Source organism: Kitasatospora sp. NPDC005856, from assembly GCF_040629945.1.
Taxonomy (GTDB): domain Bacteria; phylum Actinomycetota; class Actinomycetes; order Streptomycetales; family Streptomycetaceae; genus Kitasatospora.
In genome coordinates this window covers 125,099-142,583 of sequence record NZ_JBEXWT010000013.1, presented here as the reverse complement: position 1 = coordinate 142,583, position 17,485 = coordinate 125,099, and the positions used below count along the sequence as shown (strand labels likewise).

Sequence of the window (17,485 nt, the reverse complement as noted above, 5' to 3'; positions counted from 1 at the left end):
GTCGCCGTCCCGCTTCCCGGGGCCGTCGAGCTGGAGGTGCGGATCGCCATCGGCCCACCAGGACCTGTCCTGGTCGGCCCGTTCGGCGGTGCGGCTATCGTGCACGGGTGCACGAGGCGGCCCGGGACCCCGGGCGCGGCACGTGAGGGGAGCTCCAGGTGATCGGACGGGCGCTGAACGGGCGTTATGAACTCGTCGAGTTGCTCGGCGTCGGCGGCATGGCCACCGTCTGGCGCGGGGTGGACCGGGTGCTGGGCCGTCAGGTGGCCGTCAAGGTCCTCAACGGCGGCCTCGCCGACGACCCCCGCTTCGCCGAACGCTTCAGCCGCGAGGCGCAGCACGCGGCCATGCTGGCGCACCCGAGGATCGTCATGGTCTTCGACTCGGGCGTGGACCAGGGAACCCCGTTCATCGTCATGGAGCTGGTCAGCGGCCGTTCGCTGGCCGCCCTGCTGGCGGAGCAGCAGGCGCTGCCGGTGGAGCGCGCCGTCGGCATCGCGGCGGCGGTCTGCGAGGCGCTCGCGGTCGCGCACGCGGCCGGACTGGTGCACCGGGACATCAAGCCCGGAAACATCATGATCACCGACGACGGTGGGGTGAAGGTCGTCGACTTCGGCATCGCCCGGGCCGGCTCCTCCAACAACCTGACCCAGGCCGCGAGCGTGCTCGGTACGGCCGCCTACCTCTCGCCCGAACAGGCCACCGCCTCGGAGCTGGACGGGCGGACGGACCTGTACGCGGTCGGCTGCGTGCTGACCGAGATGCTCACCGGCGCGACCCCGTTCACCGCCGAGACCCCGGTGGCGATCGCCTTCAAGCACGTCAGCGAGCAGCCGCTGCCGCCCTCCGTCCGGCGCCCCGGCCTGCCGCCCGCGCTGGACGCGGCGGTGCTGCGGCTGCTGGCCAAGAACCCGGCCGACCGCCCGTCCGACGCGGCCACCGCCCGCGTCGAACTCCTCGGCACCGTACCGGGGTTGATGGTCGCCGACCCGACGGAGGAGCTGCTCGCGAACACCGCCGGGGTCGCCACCCGGCTGCTGCCGCCCGTGCCCGGCTTCCCGGCGCCGAACCAGCCGTACCAGCCGCATCAGCCGAACCAGCAGCACACGACGGTGCTGCCGCCCCAGCCGGCGGCCGCCACCTCGGTGATGGCGCCGATCCCCGCGCCGGCGGCGCCCGTTCCCCTTCCCGCTCCAGGGCCCGTCGCCCCGCCCGCGCCGGGCCGCAGCCGCCGAAAGCCGCTGGTGCTCGGGGCGTTGGGCGCGGCGGGCCTGGCCGGCGTCACCGCGCTGGCCCTCACCGCCTTCGACGAGCCGGCCGGCAACGCGGCCGCCGCCAAGCCCGCGGCCACCGCGCCCGCCACCGCCCCGTCGGCGACGCCCACCCCGAAGGCCTCCGCGACCTCGGCGGCGCCCACCACCCCCTCGGCGCCCCCGTCCGCACCTCAGGCCTCCACCCCGGCCGTCCCGCGCAACCAGCCCGCGGCGCTGCAGATCCAGTCCTTCCGCCAGGCCGTCGCCCAGGCCCAGGTCGGCAAGGAGCGGGACAAGCAGACGGACCTGTTGAGGATTCTGGACACCACCGCCGCGCGCCTCAACGAGGGCAACCCGGACGACGCCGCGCAGGAGCTCAAGAACGCCCAGAAGGTGGTCAGGGACATGGGCAAGAAGCACGCCGTCGACGTCCCGACGTACGCCAACTGGAACGCCCGTCTCTCGGCGCTGTTCGCCACCCTGCACACCGCCGTCGACCTCCAGGACGACTGACGGGCCCGGGCCGCACCGGCCGCTCCTGGATGCACAGCACTTTCCACAGCCTGTGGAAAGTGCTGTGCGCCGACCGAGGCGACCGAGGCGACCGAGATGGCCGAGACGCGAGGGGCCGGAACCCCGGTGAGGCCTACCTGGCGGCGGCGGTGAGGGGCTTACGGGCCCGGGTCAGCAGGGACACGCCCGGCAGGCCCTGGACCGGCAGGTAGCGCTCGGCGGCGATCACCGTGCTGAGCGCCGTGTTGATGAGGGGCGGCACGTCGTCCAGGTCGCTGCCGGTGCTCTTCTTGCGACGCCAGGCGGCGGCCGGGCGCAGCAGCACGTTCCAGCTGTCCAGCGTCTCCATGGTGAAGCCGCTGCCGACGATCACCTCGCGCAGGGTGTCGCGGGTGTAGCGGCGGACATGGCCGACCGCGACGTCGTGCGCCGACCAGAGCCTCATGTCGCTCGGCACCGCGATGAGGGCCACCCCGCCCGGGCGCAGCACCCGGTGGATCTCGGCCATCGCGGCGTCGTCCTCCTCGATGTGCTCCAGCACGTCGAAGGCGACCACCAGGTCGATCGCGCCGTCGGCGACCGGGAGCCTGCGGGCGTCGGCCCGCATCACGGCGAGTCCGCGGTCGCGGGCCACCTGGGCGCCCTCCTCGCCGTACTCGATCGCGATCGGCTTCCAGCCGTGCGCCCGCAGCACCCGGGTGTTGCCCCCGCCCGCGGCGCCGATGTCGAGCGCGGTGCCGGCCTTGCTGAACTTGGCAAGCTCTCGGCCCAGCAGTATCCGCCGTTCCTTGTACCACCAGTGCCGGTCTTCGAGCTCGGCGAGCTTGCGCACCTCGTGGCCTTCCACGGACCCTCCCAGACTTCTGCGTTTCCCCTGGTCGCCGCGGAACGAGTTATCCGACCGGCCGAAGAGATGAGAATTGCGTGAGGCTACTTTACGGGTACCGCATCCTCGCACCTCCGGGCAGTCCGATCGGCCGGCTGGCACCGTCGACGGGGGTGTCGACGGGGGTGTCGGCGCGGTGTCGGAGGGGTGCCGGCAGGGTGCGGGCGGGCGGCCGGGAGTCCTCGGAGGAGCAGCCGTCGGCGACCGCGGTCGGCCTCGCGCCGACATCGCCTGACGGGCCGTCGGATCGCGGTGCGGAGCGGTATCCGTCCAGGTCGTCGCGGGTGGGGCGGGGTGTGGGGATGCGGGCGCGGGCCCGCCGTGCCGGACTCAGTCCTGCTTCCGGATCCTCCGCTCGACGTTCCCGCGGATCGCCCGGGACGCCGTCCCGGCGGCCGCCGCGAGGAACACGAAGTTGTACCCGATCTGGAGCGTCACCACCAGCCGCGCCGTCTGCCCCGCAGGGGTGATGTCCCCGTAGCCCACCGTCGCCATCGTCACGACCGTGAAGTACAGCGCGTCCAGCCGGGTCTCCAGCCCGGCGAACTCCGGCTTGTGCGAACCCAGCACGTAGTACGTCGCCGCGAAGATCGTCAGCGCCAGGAAGATCAGGAAGATCAGCCAGGCCACCGGCCGCTTGGCGGTGCCCCGCATCAGCCCGATGATCTTGGCCAGCATCAGCCAGCTCATCCCGACCAGTGCCACGATGAACACCAGCCAGCTCAGCCGCGGTCGGCGCTCGCCCAACCACTCCACCGGCAGCGTGAAGTACCCGACCATCAGCAGCACGGAGGCGCTCAGCAGCCAGAACCAGGCCCGAAGGTCGGCGGGCGGCGGAGGAGGGTTCTCGGACATCCTGCTCAGCCTCCCCGGGCCCGGACCGGTTCGCCCGCCCGCCTGCGCCGATCGGGCGAGCCCCGGCGGGGGCCTGCGGGGCTCCCGCGGGAGGCCGACGGGGCCCGCCGGAAGCAGGCCGGGCCGCGCGGCCCGAGCGATCGTCCCTCAGGCCAGGCCAGGCCAGGCCAGGCCAGGTCGGGTCAGGTCAGGTCGGGGCCCGGGTCGTTCCTTCGGGCCGCTCGTCCCGGCCCTGCCCGGGCTCGTCCAGCAGCTCCAGCACCGCCAGGGCGGCGACGAGCCCGAGCGCGAGACAGAGCGTCACCAGCACCGTCGGTCGACTCCACAGCACGAAGGCCAGCGCCGCGAGGCCGACCGCCAGCCAGCCCAGCGGGGCCTTCCGGCGGTGGACGAACCGGCCGACCGGCCCGAGCCGCAGTCCGGCCCGCGCGGCCACCCTCCGTACCGCGCCCAGCCCGGCGCGCCAGCCGTCCCGGACGGTGCGCGCCCACCGCCCGGGGCCGATCACCCAGGCGCCGAGCGCGACCAGCAGGCCGAGGGTGATCACCACCCGGACCGCCGAGCGCAGGTACCGCACCAGGGTGTCGTACACCGCCTGGGCGGCCGCCTGGTCGACGTCGGCCGGCAGCCGGTCCAGGTAGACGGCCCGGAACACGCTCAGCCCGATGCCCAGCAGCAGCGCCCCGCCCGCCATGCCGAGGGCCGTCGCCACCACCGCCCGGCGGCGCCGGGTCGCGAGCAGCACGCCGCCGAGCGCGCAGGCCCCGGCCAGCACCGGCACCCAGAAGCCGGCCAGGTCCAGGACCCGCAGGGCGGTGCGGACCTTGGGGAGGTCATCGGAGCGCACCAGCGGGTAGGAGGTGTGGATCTCCGGGATCCGGGAGGCCAGCGGGAGCCCCCGGTCCACCAGCTCGGACTTCACCCGGGCGATCACCGGGGCGAGGTCGAGCACCACGGTGTCGCCCTGCACCTCGACGGCGCCGCCGCCCTGCCCGGTCACCATCTTCTCGACGGCGGCATGGGCGCCCCGGTTGACGTCCGTCCAGAGGGTGACGAAGGCGTCGCTGTTCACGATCCGTTCGACCTGGGTGTGGACGAAGCCGCCGAGCCCGTCGTCCAGGGCCCGGCCGATGCCGCCCAGCAGGGCGCCGAGCTTGGGCTTGTCGTCCGGGGCGAGGCCGTCGAGCAGTGAGTCGAGCGGGAGCTTCTTCATGATCTCGGCGGTCACCCGGTCGGTGACGGCCGCCTTGATCCTGGGGTCCTCGGCCAGCGGGGCCATCGTGGCGAGGTAGCGGTCGGTGTCGCCGATCTCGGACCTCGCCCAGAGCGCGAGGGCGCCCAGCGGGGTGAGCGCGCAGGCCAGCACGATCAGGAGGGCGGCGAAGAAGGAGCGCACCCGGTGCCGGCCGGGCGGGCGGTCCGCCGGACGCCGGGCCGGGCGGGCCGCCAACTGGTCGGCGAGCCGCGCCTCCTGGGCCTCCACCGCGCTCAGCCGGGCCCGCAGCTCGGCCAGTTCGTCGCCGGGCTCGCCCTCGGGCCCGGTACCGGGCTCGTCGGTCGGCATGCCGCGACTCCGTTCCTCCGGGGGGTGCATACCAGGAGACAACGGATCAGATCGGACGGCCAGTCGGGAGCGGCGGTGGCCGGGGCGGCGCCGGACCGGCGTCGGACGGCCCCGGTGGCAGTTCCGGACGGCCCCGGAACGCGGAAAGCCCCTGGCGGTTCACCAGGGGCTTTCCGGAAAGAGGAGGGGCCGGACTCAGGCGGTCGTCTCGGGCCGCTTGGTCTCGGTGGCCTTGGTCACGTTGGTCGGCGTGACGGCCGGGCGGTCGGCGCTCTGCTGGGGAGCGGCGGTGCTCTGCGCGGTGCCGGCGTCCGCGGGGGTGTCGTCCTCGCGCATGGCCTTCGTCTCGGCCTTCAGGATGCGCATGGACTTGCCCAGGCCACGGGCCATCTCGGGCAGCTTCTTCGATCCGAACAGCAGGACTACGACCGCCAGCACCACGAGAATGTGCCAGGGCTCAAGACCGTTCCGCAGCATCCCTGGCCACCGGTCCCTTCTTGTCTAGAGTCATGGCGGGCGCTAGCGCCCGTGCTGGCCAGTATGCCTGGCCCTGACGGCGAACGGATACACCAGTCGGGAAACGCTGGCCAAAAACCAGGTGCCGTTCGGACGGATCGCGAGCGCGGGGGTGCCCGCCCGCCCGGGCGCGGGTGCCGAAATTCACACCCGCCGACCGCGTCGGTGCGATCAGTAGACGAACGGCACCAGGCGCTTCGACACCCGACGGTACCGCGCGTACTCGCTCCCGAAGGCGTCCAGCAGCAGCCGTTCCTCGGCGGAGATCCGCCAGCCGTACGCGGCGAACAGCAGTGCCGCGACGGCCAGGGCCGCCGCCCAGCTGCCGGTGCCGACCGCGTAGCCGACCCAGACCAGCAGGCTGCCGGCGTATCCGGGGTGCCGGATCAGCCGGTACGGGCCGGTGCTGACCAGGCGCTGGGTGTCCACGGTGCGCAGGGTGCGGGTGTAGTAGCGGCCCAGGGTGCGCATGCCCCAGGCCCGCAGCGCCAGTCCGGCCGCCACCACGGGCACCCCGAACCAGGCGGCCCGGGCGGGCAGTTCGCCGATTCCGGCGCGGTCGAGGACCATCACGACCAGGGCCGACAGGAGGTAGCAGCCGAGCAGCAGCCGGGTCGACCCGCGGTCGCGGCGGTCGGCGTGCCAGGTGCCGGCGGAGGCGTCCTCGCGCCGGCGCAGCAGCAGCTCGTAGGCGGTCCAGCAGAGGACGCCGAGGAGGGAGAGGAGGGCGGGCACGGACATGCGGGGCTCCCGGCGGTCGGGTTCCGAGGTGTGCTTCCACGGTCCTCCCGGCGGACGGCCGGCACACGCACCCGGGGGTGGACCGCGCTCGGTCCACCCCCGGGTGGAGCCGTGGAAGCGCCCGGTACGGCGGAGAGCCCCCGCCCGGGGTGGGCGGGGGCTCTCGATGACTCGCGTGGATCGGGCCGGAGGGGTCAGACGGTGGCGGGCTCCGAGGTGGGAGCGGCAGCGGGAGCGGCGGCCGGGAGGTGGCGCATCAGGCGGTACGCCAGGACCGCGGCACCCAGGGCGAAGACCAGGCCGACCACGGCCGCGACGTGCAGGCCGTCGGTGAAGGCGGTGCGGGCGGTCTCCAGCAGGTCGGCGCCGAGCCGGTCGGGCAGGTGGGTGGCGACGCTGACCGCTCCGCCGAGGGTGTCCTGGGCGGTCCGGGCGGCCTCGCCGTCGACGCCGGCCGGGAGGGCGCCGTCCAGCCGGTGGCGGTAGACCGCGGCGCCGGCCGCGCCGAGCAGGGCGATGCCGAGCGAGCTGCCGAGCTCGACGGCGGTCTCGGAGGTGGCGGAGGCGGCGCCGGCCTGCTCGACCGGGGCGGCGGAGACGACCATCTCGGCGGTCATCGTCATGGTGCCGACCGTCCCGGCGGCCAGCACGCCGGCCGCGGTGAGGACGAGCGCCAGCGGGGAGTGCGGGCCGACCAGGGTCATCATCGCGAATCCCGCCGAGCCGACCACGAAGCCGCCGCCCATCAGCACCGCCGGGCGGACCTCGCCCGCCAGCGCCGAGCCGGCGCCGACCGCCGCGCCGACGCCCAGGCTCGGCACCAGCGACCAGAGCGAGGCGGTCAGCGGGCTCATGCCCTTGACCAGCTGGAGGTACTGCGAGGTGAAGAGGGCGAAGCCCATCATCGCGAACATCGCGACGCTGTTGACGCTGATCGCGCCGCTGAAGGTGCGGATCCGGAACAGGCTCAGGTCGAGCAGCGGGTTCGCGGCGGTGCGCTGGCGCCGGACGAAGGCGCCGGCGAGCAGCAGTCCGGTGGGGACGGCCAGCCCGGGCAGCAGGCTCCAGCCGTCGACGGCGAGCGTCTTGACGCCGTAGACCAGCGGCAGGATCGCGGCCAGCGAGAGCGCGGCGCCGAGCAGGTCGAAGCGGCCCGCGCGGCCGGGGGAGCGGTACTCGGGGAGCAGCGCGGGCGCGGTCAGCAGCACCAGGGCCATCACCGGGACGGCGAGCAGGAAGGCCGAGCCCCACCAGAAGTGCTCCAGCAGCAGGCCGCCGGCGACCGGGCCGAGGGTGGCCCCGGCGGTGAGGATGCCGCCCCAGGCGCCGAGCGCGATCTGCCGCTGCTTGGGGTCGTGGAACATGGTGCGGATCAGCGCGAGGGTCGAGGGCATCACGGTCGCCCCGCCGGCGCCGAGCACCGCCCGCGCCGCGATCAGCTGGTTCGCGTCCTGCGACCAGGCGGCCAGCAGCGAGGCGCCCGCGAAGCCGGCGGCGCCGATCATCAGCAGCCGGCGGCGGCCGATCCGGTCCCCCAGCGCGCCCATCGTGACGAGCAGTCCGGCCAGCAGGAACGAGTACATGTCCATGATCCACAGCTGCTGGGTGCCGCTCGGCGCCAGCGTGCTGGAGATGTACGGGACGGCGAAGAACAGCACGCCCATGTCCATGGTGAGGACGAGGGTCGGGAGCAGGAGGACGGCCAGGCCGATCCATTCGCGACGGCCTGCGCGGCCGGTGGTTGCGGTCATGGGGAAGACGGTACGGATGACTCAGACGCTTGTCTAGTACAAATGTATAAGTCGCTCGTGTGAGACGGACGGGCGAGTGAGATGATCGAATGAGACGAACGTGCGAGACATTCGTCCAGGACTTCCGTAGGATCGGGGCATGGGAAACCGCGAAGACCTGATGGGCGGCGCCAAGCGCTGCCTGTACGAGAAGGGCTACGGGCGCACCACCGCCCGCGACATCGCGACCGCCTCCGGCGTCAGCCTGGCCGCGATCGGCTACCACTTCGGCTCGAAGGAGGCGCTGCTCAACGCGGCGATGATCGAGGCGATCGGGGAGATGGGGGAGGCCCTGGGCGCGGTGGTGATCGCCGCCAACCAGGTGTCGGACGACCCGGAGGCGCGCTTCGCTGCCGTCTGGGACGGCCTGCGGGACGTCTTCGTCGAACACCGCGGGCTCTGGGCGGCCCAGTTCGAGGCGCTCGCCCAGGCGGGGCACGCCCCCGACCTGGCGGACGCCTTCGCGGCGGCGCAGAAGGAGGGCCGGCTCGGGCTGGCCGCGGTGTTCCAGGGGCTGCCCGAGGTGCCGGACACCGAGGAGGAGGTCGCCCGCGGGTCCTTCTACCAGACCCTGCTGGCCGGCTACTGCGCCCAGTGGCTGGCCGCGCCCGAACTCGTGCCCAGCGGGCAGGACTTCCTGCGCGGACTGCGGCTGGTCAGCGACAGCGTGTTCACCCCGACGGAGTCCTCGCCCGCTACGCGGTGACGGCGGTCAGCAGCACCACCGAGTCGACGTGCGCCAGCAGCCCGTGCCGCTCCTGCGGGACGGGCTCCAGGTGGCCGGCCGGCAGTTCCTGCCGGCGGCCGGCGATGGTCAGCGAGACCCGGCCGCGCAGCACCTGGACGCTGCCCGCGGTGGGCGGGTTGTGCTCGTCCAGCGTGGTGCCCGCGGTCAGCGCGATCACGGTCTGTCGCAGGATCCCGTCGTGCAGGACCAGATGGGCGCTGCGCCCGTGCGGGCTCTCGGCCGCCCGGGCGGCGTGCTCCACGGCGAGCTGTTCGAGATCGGGCATCGCGCCTCCTCCTGGCTCCGGGCGCACTCCGTGTGCCCAGGGTCGCGGACGCCCGGGCGGCCCGCACCCGGAGCCGCCGCGGGCGGGCGGCGGCCCGTACGTCGGACCCGGGGGTGCCGCGGGTGGGGTGCCCGAGGTGCAGGCTCCGCCGACTGCCCGCATCGTGGAGGCATGGCGACCAACGACAGAGTCATTTCCGGGTTCCAGGTCAACCGTCCGCTGCTGACCGGCGGCGTGGCGCTCACCGCGATCGGCACCGTGCTCAGCGCGACCGGGACGGTGATGGTGTGCGCGGCGCTGCTCGCGGCCGGGCGCAACTGGGTGCGGGGCCTGGACGCCCCGCCGGCCGCGCTCGCCCAGCGGGCCCTGCGCGAGGCGAAGGTGGCGTCCACGGCGGGCTGGGAAGCCTGGCGCGCCGAGCACAGCTCGCCCAACTGATCCCACCCGGCAGCGGCACGGCGGGGCCGCCGCGCACCTGCGGACGGCCCCGCCGTCGGGCCCGAACGGCCCTACAGCCCCATCGACTTGGCGATGATGCTGCGCATGACCTCGCTGGTGCCGCCGTAGATCCGGAACACCCGGTTGTCGGTGTAGAGCCGGGCGATCGGGTACTCCAGGATGTAGCCGTAACCGCCGTGCAGCTGGAGGCACTTGTCGATCACGGTGGAGGCCGACTCGGTGCAGAACAGCTTCGCCGCGGCCGCGTCCGCGACGGTCAGCTCGCCGTTCTGGTACAGCTCCAGCGCCCGGTCCACCATCGACTGCTGCGCCACCACCTGGGCCTCGCAGTCGGCCAGGGTGAACTTGGTGTTCTGGAACTCGGCCACCGCCTTGCCGAAGACCTTGCGGTCCTTGACGTACTGCACCGCGAACCGCACCGCCGCCGCGGCCGCCGCGTACGCGCCGACGGCGATCGCCAGCCGCTCCTGCACCAGGTTGTGGGTCAGGTAGGAGAAGGCCCTGCCCTCCTCGCCGAGCAGGTCCTCCACCGGCACCCGGACGTCGCTGAACGCCAGCTCGGCCGTGTCCGAGGTGCGCAGCCCGATCTTCTGGAGCTTGCGGCCGACGGTGTAGCCCGGCGACGTGGTGTCCACGCAGAGGATGGACAGGCCGGCCCGACGGTTCTCCGGGTCGTACGGGGCGGTGCGGCAGACCACCAGGACGAGGTCGGCCAGTACGCCGCCGGTGATGAAGGTCTTGGCGCCGTTCAGGACGTAGTGGGTGCCGTCCTCGGAGAGCCGCGCGGTGGTGGAGATGCCCGCGAGGTCGGAGCCGGCGCCCGGCTCGGTCATCGCGATCGCGGTCATGATGTCGCCGGACACGAAACCGGGGAGCCAGCGCCGCTTCTGCTCCTCGTTCGCGTACTCCAGCAGGTACGGCAGCACCAGGCCGGTGTGCACGCCGGAGGAGCCGAAGCTCACGCCCGCCCGGGCGGTCTCCTCGGCGATCACCGCCTGGTACTTGAAGCCGCTCTCGCCCGCGCCGCCGTACTCCTCCGGCACCTCGATGCCGTAGACGCCGAGCTCGCCGAGCTGCCGGTAGAAGTCGCGCGGCGGGTGGCCGTCGGCCTCCCAGCTCTCGTAGACCGGGACGACCTCGTTGGCGATGAAGTCCCGGATGGTCTCCCGGAAGGCCTCGTGGTCCTCGTTGAACACGGTGCGGCGCACGGCGGCGCTCCCTTCGACGGCGCCGGCCGGGGCTGCCCGGCCGGGGCGGAACCTGCCTGGTGATGGCCCCACAAGTTAATCCGGGGTAGCTTCGGCTGTCCAGAGTCGGACGGGCGCGGGAGGGCGGTGGGGGCACGGCCGCCGAGGGCGTGAAGTGAATCCTTGCTAGCCTTCCGTCGACGCCGGCAGCAGTCCCGGCCGCGGTCCCGTCACGATGACGATCCTGCGGCGGTTGCGGTCCCGCTGCGGTCCCGGCCGCGGGCCGGTGCCGGACCGGTGCCCGGCCGAAGGGGAGGGAGACTCGCGATGGTGGTCCGACGGCCGCCCGGGCGGCGCGCCCAGATCCTGGCCGTGGCCGCCGACCGCTTCCACCGCAGCGGCTACCACCAGGTCTCGATGACCGAGGTCGCCGCCGGTGTCGGCATCACCGCCCCCGCGCTCTACCGGCACTTCCGCGGCAAGCCCGAACTGCTGGACCGTGCCGTCCGGTTGGGCCTGGACGCGCTCGCCGAGGGCCTGCGTCCGGCCCGCACCACCGTCGACCTCGGCGCCGCGCTGGCCGCCGTCGCGGTCGGACACCGCCCGCTCGGCACCCTGGTGCAGCGCGACGCCCGGCTGCTGCCGCCGGCCCGGCGGGCGGCGCTGCGCCGTGAACTGCGCGCCGACGTGGCCCTGATGCTCGCGGTGCTGCGCGAGGAAAGGCCGGAACTCGCTGTCGGGGACGCCGAGTTGCTCTGCTGGTCGGCGCTCTCGGTCTGTGCCGGGCTCTCCTACCAGTCGGCGGCGCCGCAGCCCCGGCGGGCCGAGGCGCTGCTGCGCGAGCTGGTCGCGGCCGTCCTGGCCGTCTCCCCGGACGGTACGGCCGCAGCGGGGGCCGGTGCCGTGCCGCCGGCGGACGCGCCCGGGTCCGCCTCCGTGTCCGGGCCGGAGCCCACGCCGCGGGCGCGCCGGGACGAGCTGCTCGCAGCGGCCGTCCGACTGTTCCACCAGCGCGGCTTCGACAACGTCAGTACCGACCAACTCGGCGCCGCCGTCGGGATATCCGGCCCCAGCGTGTACCGGCACTTCGACAGCAAGGCGGAGCTGCTGGCCGCCTCGCTGGTGCGCGGCCGCGAGCGGCTCTGGCACGAGGTGGACGGCGCGATCACGGCCGCCGCCGGGCCCGGCGCGGCGCTGGAGGCCGGGCTGGGCGCGTACGTCGGCTTCGCGCTGCGCAACGGGGACTACCTGGGCGCCATGCTGAGCGAGACGGAGCGGCTGGCCCCGTCCGACCGCCGGGCCGCGGTGGACTTCCGGCGGGACTTCCTGCGCACCTGGATCGGCCTGCTGCGGCAGGTGCACCCCGCGCTCGACCCGGCGGCCGCCCGGATCCGGGTGCACGCGCTGTTCGCGCTGGTCAACGACGGGGTGCGGAACCGTCCGCACAGCGCCCGGCCGGACCTGCGGGACTGCCTGCTGCGGCTCGGCCGGGCGGTGCTGGGAACGTCCGGGGACGGGCCTTAGCGGTTGTCCCGGGCGTGGCGGACGTTCCCGGTGTCGCGGGCGTTCCCGCTGTGGCCCCGGGCGGCGCCGGGGTCACCGCCGTTGCTCTGGGTGCCGCTGACGCTCCCGCTGTTGCCCGTCACCGCGAGGCCGTTGTGCTGGTTGCCCGCACCTGAACCGGTGGCCGTCTGCTGGGTGTCGACCGCGTTTCCGTGGACACTGCCGATGATGTTGCCGGAGCCGGCGTCGCTCACCGAGCCGGCGTCGTCGGCGTGCGCGGTGGCGGCGCCGACGCCGGCGAGGAGGAGCGCCCCGAGGGCGGTGACGGCGGCTGCGCGGATACGGGACACGCTGGTCTCCCTGGCGAGAAGTGCGAACGGTGGCGCCGTCCGGGGTGGCCGCCGCGGGGCGCCGTGGACTGCGGGGCCGGGCGGCTCGCCGTACGTCGCCGGTTCAGCATTCACCAGCGGGGCGGAGGAACTCCACCGAACGGGTGGCAATTCCACCGGTGGTGGAGGACCGGTCAATTCGGAGTTGACAGTATTCCGTCATTTCGTCATTTCGTCAGGAGAGGCTCAGGAAGAAAGAAATGGTCGCCCGATAGTCGCACTGGCACACTGGGGACCCATGTCTGATGGTGCCCCGCCCGAGCCCACCCCCGCCGAGGAGCTGCGCACGACCGAGGTCGATCTCGGCGGCCTGGTGAACGTCCTCGCCACCCACCTCTACTCCACCCCGCTGGTCGCGCTGCGCGAACTCGTCCAGAACGCGCACGACTCGCACACCCGCCGGCGACTGGAGGACCCGGACGGCGACCACCGTCCGCTGATCCGGGTGCGCGCCGACGCCGCCCGGCGGACCGTCGCCATCGAGGACACCGGCGCCGGCCTCACCGAACCCGAGATCCACTCCTACCTGGCCACCGTCGGCACCGGCTACACCCGGATGCTGCGCGAACTGACCGGCAACCAGGAGCTGATCGGCGCCTTCGGCCTGGGCTTCCTCTCCGCCTTCTCGGTCGCCGACGAGGTCACCGTCACCACCACCTCGCACCGCGAACCGCGCCTCGGCCACCGCTACCGCAGCCGCGGCGGCGAGCAGTACCAGGTCGAGCCGGTGCCCGCCCGGCCCCGCCCGGGCACGGTGGTCGAGCTGACGCTCAAGGCCGAGCACGCCCACCTCGCCGACGAGGACGTCCTGCGCGACGTGCTCGCCCGCTACTGCGTGCTGCTGCCGATCCCGGTCCACCTCGGCGAGGACGAGCAGCCGGTCAACTCCGTCGAGGTGCCCTGGCGCGACCCCTCCGACGGCGACCGCTACGCCGCCCGGATGCGCTTCGCCGCCGCCTTCGGCCGCCGCTTCGAGCCGCTCACCGCCTTCCCGGTCCACCCGGTCGAGGGCGCCACCGACGCGGTCGGCCTGCTCTGGGTCCAGGACGGCGGCACCTACGGCAGCAGCGACAACCGCGACCTCGCCGTCTACCTGCGCGGCATGCTGCTCGCCGAGGACGCCCGCGACCTGCTGCCCCGCTGGGCCGGGTTCATCGGCGGCGTGGTCGAGTCCGACCGGCTCACCCCCACCGCCAGCCGGGAGGACCTCCAGCGCGACGAGCACTACCACGCGCTCCGGAAGGTCCTCGCCGACGCCATCGTGGACGGCCTGTACGAGACCGCCCGGCTGCGGCCCGCCGCGTGGCGCCGCATCCTCACCCGGCACGGCAACGACCTGCTCGGTGCCGCGCTCTGCGACGAGCGGCTGTTCACCCTGCTCGCCGACGACGTCCCGGTGCCCACCTCGCAGGGCGACCTCACGGCCGGCGCGCTGCGCGCGGCGGGCGGCGGCGCGGTGCACGTCGCGCTCGGCAGCGGTGGCGGCTTCGAGGAGATGCTGTACCGGGCGATGCGGGTGCCGATCGCGCGCGGTGACCGCTACGCCGTCCTTCCGTTCCTGCGCCGCTACGCCCAGCTGCGCGGCTGCCGGGTGGTCGAGCTGGGCAGCGGGCAGGGCAACCGCGAGCTGTTCCGCGACCCGGAGCGCCCGCTGCCGGAGCACGAGTCGGCCTGGCTGGCCGGCGCCCTCGCCGACCCGGGCGAGCAGCTCGTCCCGGCCCGCTTCGACCCGCCCGGCCTGCCGCTGGTGCTGGTGCCGGACCGCGAGGCCGAGCTGAAGGCCCGGATCGAGGACGACCAGGCGGACGCCCGGATACCGTCCGCCGCCCTGCGGCTGGCCCGCGCCTTCACCGCCCGCACCGACGGCGGGGTCCGGGCCCGGCTCTACCTCAACCTGGCCAGCCCGGCCGTCCAGGACCTGCTGGCCGCCTACCGCGGCGGGCACACCGGCAGCGCGACCGCGGCCGGGCTGCTCCGCTCGATCAAGGTGATCATGGCCGCGGCCTCGTCCGGCCCGTCCGAGGGCGACCTCACCGCCGCGCTGGCCGGCGTCGGCACCGCGGTCTCGGCCCTGACCGCCGCCGTCCCGGCCGGTCTGCCGGAGGTCCCGGACAGCCCGGGCGCCCTCTCGGAGGAGCCGTGACGGACGGATTGTCAGTGGGGTGCGGTAGACAACTCATCAGCACGACGCAGGGGGAACGGGCATGACCACCGACATCTGGGCCTGGGTGCGCGACACCCACCGGCAGCTGGCCGAGGCCGGCCACCACCGGCTGGCCGACGCCATCGTCGAGCTGCCCGAGCACGCCACCGAGGGGCGCAACGAGCAGCTGGACGCGCTCTACCCGGAGGCGGTGGCCGCCGCCCGGGCGCTCGGCCTGCCCTGGGTCGAGGTCTACCTGCGGCACTGGCGGATGCAGAACCTGCTGAACAAGCGCCAGCAGGGCGAGGCGGTGCTGCCCGAGGCGGTCGACCTGCTGGACTTCGCGCACCGGGAGGAGACGGCGGGCTGCCCGCAGTCCGTCTGCGTGGTGCAGGACTTCGCGATCTGCCACGCCCGGGTCGACGGGCCCGGGTACGTGGCCGAGCGGCTCGCCGTGGTCGGCGAGACGCTGGAGCGGATCGAGCCCGACCGGGCCTGCTACGACTGCCTCTCCCGCGAGTACTCCGACGCCCTGGAGGACGACGGCCGGGCGGCCGAGGCGCTGGACCACCTGGACTCCGCGGCCAACCGGATGCGGGCGGCCGGCCAGCCGGTCTCGCTCCGCTTCCACCAGGCCCGGGCCGGCACCCTGCACCTGCTGGGCCGGCACGAGGAGGTGCTGGAGCTGCTGGAGACGGCCGAGCGGGCCGAGCAGGCGCAGGGGCGCCGGCTGGACGAGCGCGACCAGCGCTGGGGCGCCCTGCTGCGGGCCCGCGCGCTCGCCTCGCTCGGCCGCACCGAGGAGGCGCTCGCGCTGCTGCCCGAGCGGGCCGAGGCCGAACGGCACGCCGACCTGCGCCCCGCCTGGACGCAGACGGTCGAGCTGCTGGTCGCGGCCGGCGTCCGGGAGAACGACGCCGAACTGGGCGCCGTGCTGGCCGGCTGGGTCGGCTACCTGGACACCGTCGGCGCGCACCGTCCGTGCGTGGACCTGCTGCTGGCGGCGGGCCGGCTGGCGCTTGCCCGCGGCGCCCGTACGGTGGCGCTCACCCTCGCCGCGACGGGAGAGCGCAAGCTCACCCGGTTGCGCCGTACCGACGGCGTGTCGGAGCAGGTCGCGGCCCTGCGCGCGGCCGCCGGGGCACTGCCGGAGCCCGAGCTGCCCGTCCCGCCGGGCGAGCTGACGGCGCACCTGGCCGAGGTCGGGGTGCCGTACGAGACCGGCGCCGACCTGCTCTCCGTCGCCCTGGACCGGTACCGGGGTGATCAGGCCGGTGCCACCGAACTGGCGGTGCTGCTGGCCACGGTGCTGGGCGGCCTCGGCCACGCCCGCGCCGCGGCCGACCAGCTCTGGCGGCACCTGGAGGACGACCCGGCGGACCGCGAGCTGACCGGCGCGCTCGGCGAGATGCTGATCGAGGCCCGGGACGCCGAGGGCATCCGCCGCCTCGCCGACCGGGTGGCCGTCTCCGCCCCGGCCGACGGGCTCTGGATACGCGCCCGCTGGGCCGCCGTCGAGGGCCGCTGGGCCGAGGCGCTGGAGCAGTGCCGGGCGATCCTGGCGCTGGACGACGAGGTGCTCAACACCCGCCGCCTCGCCGCCCGCGCCGCCACCGAGCTGGGCGACCACGCCACCGCGCAGCGGATGTACCAGGAGCTGCTGGAGCGCGCGGCGCCGGCCGGGGACGCGGCCGAGGACGAGGACGGGGAGGACGGCCACCGGACGGTCCAGGAGCCGGACCTGTGGCACCTGATCACCGCGGCCACCGCGAACCGGGACTGGGCCGTGGTCCGCTCCACCGGCTCGCTGCTCGACATCGAGTTCGACGAGCCCGAGGGCCCGGTGGACGAGGAGTGGCAGCTGGTCACCATCCGGGCCACCCGCACCAACGGTGCGACCTCCGACCTGCCCGCCCTGCGGACCGGCCCGGCCACCGCCCGCATCCTGCCGGTGCTCGGGGACGACCTGACGCTCAACCACGGCGACGTGGTGGTCTTCGCCCCCGCCCTGCTGGAGCGCCCGCCGGCCGAGGACGCCCCCGAGGAGGAGCAGCACCGCTGGCGCCCGGTGTTCGAGCTGCTCACCCTGCTCGACCCGGCCGGGTACACCACGTACTGGATCGACGGCGGCTGGCCCGGCGACGAGCCCTGGTCGGCCCTGCGCGAGGAACTGCACGAGGCCGGGTACGCGGTCTGGGTGTACAGCGGGGACCAGTACCGGATCACCGACCCGGCGGACGGCGGCGACGACCTGCCCGGCGTCTACGCGGCCCTCGGCGTCCCGCCGACCGCCTCGGCCGCCGAGGCCGACGCCCTGCTGCTGCGGCTGACCGAGGGCTGGGCGCACCCGCTCTCCTGGGCCGAGCTGGCCAAGGCGGCCGGCGCGGACCTCGCCCGGCACGAGGAGATCGTCGAGCGCTACGGGCTCTGACCGTCCTCGACCACGCGGCCCCGGCGGGTCGGCCCCTCCGGGCCCCGCCGGGGCCGCGTGCGTTGCGGGGCCGCGCCGCGTCGCGCGCTGCGGGCCGTTCCGCGTCGCGCGCGTTGCGGGGCCGTGTCGTGGCGCGCGTCTTCCGGGCGGGTCCGCCCGCGCCCCGGGCCGGGAACCAATCCGTCCCGAACCGAGTCTTTGTCAATGCTTTACTGTTGCATTGCCAAGACTCGACCTCCGGA

Annotated in this window: 15 protein-coding genes; 6 read left to right on the top strand and 9 right to left on the bottom strand. The window is 74.5% G+C overall.

All coding sequences use genetic code 11. The features are described 5' to 3' along the window. Positions 1 to 158: 158 nt before the first annotated feature. Positions 159 to 1,766 carry a protein kinase gene (locus ABZ449_RS11250; protein WP_360343787.1) on the top strand — a complete coding sequence of 536 codons (1,608 nt, stop codon included), beginning with the start codon at positions 159 to 161 and terminating at the stop codon, positions 1,764 to 1,766. 133 nt (positions 1,767 to 1,899) lie between these two features. Here the strand turns inward: ABZ449_RS11250 and ABZ449_RS11245 are convergent, their stop codons facing one another. The 6 genes from ABZ449_RS11245 to ABZ449_RS11220 all read right to left on the bottom strand — a co-directional run bounded on the left by ABZ449_RS11245 (position 1,900) and on the right by ABZ449_RS11220 (position 8,079). Further along, positions 1,900 to 2,613, bottom strand: coding sequence for a class I SAM-dependent methyltransferase (locus ABZ449_RS11245; RefSeq protein ID WP_360343784.1), 714 nt, complete (start codon positions 2,611 to 2,613; stop codon positions 1,900 to 1,902). A gap of 369 nt (positions 2,614 to 2,982) precedes the next feature. After that, complete coding sequence (locus ABZ449_RS11240; protein ID WP_360343781.1) at positions 2,983 to 3,507, bottom strand: ion channel; 525 nt, start codon at positions 3,505 to 3,507, stop codon at positions 2,983 to 2,985. Positions 3,508 to 3,694: 187 nt separating this feature from the next. Beyond that, positions 3,695 to 5,071, bottom strand: a complete 1,377-nt coding sequence (locus ABZ449_RS11235; RefSeq protein WP_360343778.1) for a hypothetical protein — start codon at positions 5,069 to 5,071, stop codon at positions 3,695 to 3,697. A gap of 195 nt (positions 5,072 to 5,266) precedes the next feature. Then, the gene (gene tatA, locus ABZ449_RS11230; RefSeq protein WP_360343775.1) at positions 5,267 to 5,548 is read right to left on the bottom strand and encodes a Sec-independent protein translocase subunit TatA; all 282 of its coding nucleotides are present in this window, start codon (positions 5,546 to 5,548) and stop codon (positions 5,267 to 5,269) included. 210 nt (positions 5,549 to 5,758) lie between these two features. Further along, a complete protein-coding gene (locus ABZ449_RS11225) occupies positions 5,759 to 6,328 on the bottom strand; it encodes an isoprenylcysteine carboxylmethyltransferase family protein (RefSeq protein WP_360343773.1) in 570 nt (189 codons plus the stop codon). Between the two features lie 194 nt (positions 6,329 to 6,522). Further along, entirely contained in the window at positions 6,523 to 8,079 is a 1,557-nt protein-coding gene (locus tag ABZ449_RS11220; protein ID WP_360343770.1) for an MFS transporter, read from the bottom strand. Positions 8,080 to 8,218: 139 nt separating this feature from the next. On the opposite strand from ABZ449_RS11220, the gene ABZ449_RS11215 reads away from it, so the two are divergent. Continuing rightward, positions 8,219 to 8,824, top strand: coding sequence for a TetR/AcrR family transcriptional regulator (locus tag ABZ449_RS11215; protein ID WP_360343767.1), 606 nt, complete (start codon positions 8,219 to 8,221; stop codon positions 8,822 to 8,824). Here ABZ449_RS11215 and ABZ449_RS11210 read toward each other — a convergent pair. Further along, positions 8,814 to 9,131, bottom strand: coding sequence for a cupin (locus tag ABZ449_RS11210; protein ID WP_360343764.1), 318 nt, complete (start codon positions 9,129 to 9,131; stop codon positions 8,814 to 8,816). The two genes, ABZ449_RS11215 and ABZ449_RS11210, sit on opposite strands and share 11 nt — an antisense overlap. Before the next feature lie 171 nt (positions 9,132 to 9,302). On the opposite strand from ABZ449_RS11210, the gene ABZ449_RS11205 reads away from it, so the two are divergent. After that, positions 9,303 to 9,569 (top strand): hypothetical protein, encoded by a 267-nt coding sequence (locus ABZ449_RS11205; RefSeq protein WP_360343761.1) that lies wholly within the window; start codon positions 9,303 to 9,305, stop codon positions 9,567 to 9,569. A gap of 71 nt (positions 9,570 to 9,640) precedes the next feature. On the opposite strand, the gene ABZ449_RS11200 is transcribed toward ABZ449_RS11205, so the two are convergent. Continuing rightward, positions 9,641 to 10,798, bottom strand: a complete 1,158-nt coding sequence (locus tag ABZ449_RS11200; protein ID WP_360343758.1) for an acyl-CoA dehydrogenase family protein — start codon at positions 10,796 to 10,798, stop codon at positions 9,641 to 9,643. A gap of 306 nt (positions 10,799 to 11,104) precedes the next feature. On the opposite strand from ABZ449_RS11200, the gene ABZ449_RS11195 reads away from it, so the two are divergent. After that, complete coding sequence (locus ABZ449_RS11195; protein WP_360343755.1) at positions 11,105 to 12,301, top strand: TetR/AcrR family transcriptional regulator; 1,197 nt, start codon at positions 11,105 to 11,107, stop codon at positions 12,299 to 12,301. Here ABZ449_RS11195 and ABZ449_RS11190 read toward each other — a convergent pair. Further along, positions 12,298 to 12,630 carry a hypothetical protein gene (locus tag ABZ449_RS11190; RefSeq protein WP_360343752.1) on the bottom strand — a complete coding sequence of 111 codons (333 nt, stop codon included), beginning with the start codon at positions 12,628 to 12,630 and terminating at the stop codon, positions 12,298 to 12,300. The genes ABZ449_RS11195 and ABZ449_RS11190 overlap by 4 nt on opposite strands. Positions 12,631 to 12,907: 277 nt before the next feature. Here ABZ449_RS11190 and ABZ449_RS11185 point away from each other — a divergent pair, with 277 nt between their 5' ends. Next, the gene (locus tag ABZ449_RS11185; RefSeq protein ID WP_360343749.1) at positions 12,908 to 14,812 is read left to right on the top strand and encodes an ATP-binding protein; all 1,905 of its coding nucleotides are present in this window, start codon (positions 12,908 to 12,910) and stop codon (positions 14,810 to 14,812) included. 61 nt (positions 14,813 to 14,873) lie between these two features. Next, positions 14,874 to 17,243, top strand: coding sequence for a hypothetical protein (locus ABZ449_RS11180; RefSeq protein ID WP_360343746.1), 2,370 nt, complete (start codon positions 14,874 to 14,876; stop codon positions 17,241 to 17,243). The last annotated feature ends 242 nt before the right edge of the window (positions 17,244 to 17,485 follow it).